Below are 2,500 nucleotides of genomic sequence, written 5' to 3' on the forward strand. Positions count from 1 at the left end.
TGGTTGCGGGGGCAGGATTTGAACCTGCGGCCTTCAGGTTATGAGCCTGACGAGCTACCGGGCTGCTCCACCCCGCGGTGGTGTGTGATGATGTTGGGGATTTTTTGTGGTGTGTTGGGTAGGCTGGGGGACCTGGCGGCGACCGACTTTTCCGCACCTTAAGGTGCAGTATCATAGGCGCTGAGGGATTTCACGGCCGAGTTCGGGATGGGATCGGGTGTAGGGCCCTCGCAATGGCCACCAGGTCTTCCAGCCCACCCTGTCTTTTGAGAGAGGGTGGTGGTTGGTGCGTTGTGAAGTGTGTGGCTGATTTCTGTGCATGTGTTTGATGTGAGAAGTATGAGCGATTAGGACCGGTTAGCTGCATGCATTACTGCACTTTCACACCCGGCCTATCAACGTGATGGTCTGTCACGGCTCTATGAGACCTCGTTTTGAGGTGGGTTTCCCGCTTAGATGCTTTCAGCGGTTATCCCGTCCATACTTAGCTACCCGGCTGTGCCACTGGCGTGACAACCGGTGCACCAGAGGTATGTTCATCCCGGTCCTCTCGTACTAGGGACAAATCCTCTCAAGTCTCTTACACCCACGGCAGATAGGGACCGAACTGTCTCACGACGTTCTAAACCCAGCTCACGTACCACTTTAATCGGCGAACAGCCGAACCCTTGGGACCTGCTCCAGCCCCAGGATGTGATGAGCCGACATCGAGGTGCCAAACCTCCCCGTCGATGTGGACTCTTGGGGGAGATCAGCCTGTTATCCCTAGAGTACCTTTTATCCGTTGAGCGATGGCCCGTCCACGTGGGACCACCGGATCACTATGGCCGACTTTCGTCTCTGATCGAGCTGTCACTCTCACAGTCAGGCGGGCTTATGCCATTGCACTCGACAGCCGGTTTCCGACCGGCCTGAGCCCACCATCGCGCGCCTCCGTTACACTTTGGGAGGCGACCGCCCCAGTCAAACTGCCCACCATGCAGGGTCCCGGACCAGGCTTACTGGTCTCGGTTAGACATCAGAAAAATTCAGGGTCGTATTTCAAGGATGGCTCCACCCGAGCTGGCGCCCGGGTTTCAAAGCCTCCGACCTATCCTACACAGAATGTCTCTGATGCCACTGCAAAGCTGCAGTAAAGGTTCATAGGGTCTTTCCGTCTGACCGCGGGTACCCCGCATCTTCACGGGGAATTCAATTTCGCTGAGTCGATGCTGGAGACAGTGGGGAAGTCGTTACGCCATTCGTGCAGGTCGGAACTTACCCGACAAGGAATTTCGCTACCTTAGGACCGTTATAGTTACGGCCGCCGTTTACCGGGGCTTCAATTCAGTGCTTGCACACCTCCTCTTAACCTTCCGGCACCGGGCAGGCGTCAGGCCCTATACGTCATCTCACGATTTCGCAGAGCCCTGTGTTTTTACTAAACAGTCGCTACCCCCTGGTCTGTGCCACCCGTCCATGGTTGCCCACGAGCGGGTCTCGTTTATCCCGAAGTTACACGAGCAATTTGCCTAGTTCCTTCAGCATCGTTCTCTCAAGCGCCTTGGTATTCTCTACCAGTCCACCTGTGTCGGTTTCGGGTACGGTCTATACGCCAGAGCTATTTCCTGGAATGATTGAAAAGCCTGTTCAATCCGTTAAGGACAGACAACATCTCTCATTCGTCACTTCTGGCAGGCCCAGTAATATTGAACTGGTTCCCATCGACTACGGCTCTCGCCCTCGCCTTAGGGGCCGGCTCACCCTGCGTGGATTAACCTTGCGCAGGAACCCTTGGACTTTCGGCGACAGTGTTTCTCGCACTGTTTGTCGCTACTCATGTCAGCATTCGCACTTCCGATATCTCCAGAGAGGGTCACCCCGTCTCCTTCGCAGACTTACGGAACGCTCCGCTACCGCGCATTCAAAGAATGCACCCACAGCTTCGGCACGTGGCTTGAGCCCCGTTACATTTTCGGCGCAGGGTTTCTAATAGACCAGTGAGCTATTACGCTTTCTTTAAAGGATGGCTGCTTCTAAGCCAACCTCCTGGTTGTTTTGGAATCCCCACATCCTTTCCCACTTAGCCACGATTTAGGGGCCTTAGCTGGTGGTCTGGGCTGTTTCCCTCTCGACAATGGACCTTAGCACCCACTGTCTGTCTGCCGGGCTATACTCCTGGGTATTCGGAGTTTGGTTAGGTTTGGTAAGGCTTTGGGCCCCCCTAGCCCATCCAGTGCTCTACCCCCCAGGGTAAACACCCGACGATCTACCTCAATAGATTTCGCGGAGAACCAGCTATCTCCGAGTTTGATTGGCCTTTCACCCCTAGCCACAGCTCATCCCCGACTTTTTCAACAGGCGTGGGTTCGGCCCTCCAGTGCGTGTTACCGCACCTTCAGCCTGGCCATGGCTAGATCACTCGGTTTCGGGTCTTCTGCCAGCAACTCATTCGCCCTATTCAGACTCGCTTTCGCTACGCCTACACCTAACGGCTTAAGCTCGCTGCAAACAGAAACTC

General features: G+C 55.3%; 1 tRNA gene and 2 rRNA genes (1 of these 3 cut by a window edge). All 3 read right to left on the reverse strand.

Annotated features, from left to right (window positions below):
• Positions 1-77: transfer RNA gene (locus tag HKD27_RS16055), tRNA-Met, on the reverse strand.
• Positions 78-130: 53 nt separating this feature from the next.
• A 5S ribosomal RNA gene (gene rrf / locus HKD27_RS16060) occupies positions 131-245 on the reverse strand.
• Between the two features lie 82 nt (positions 246-327).
• Positions 328-2,500 (reverse strand): 23S ribosomal RNA (locus HKD27_RS16065); it runs 563 nt beyond the window's last position.

The sequence above is a fragment of the Gluconobacter sp. R75690 genome (assembly GCF_015244525.1).
GTDB lineage: Bacteria > Pseudomonadota > Alphaproteobacteria > Acetobacterales > Acetobacteraceae > Gluconobacter > Gluconobacter potus.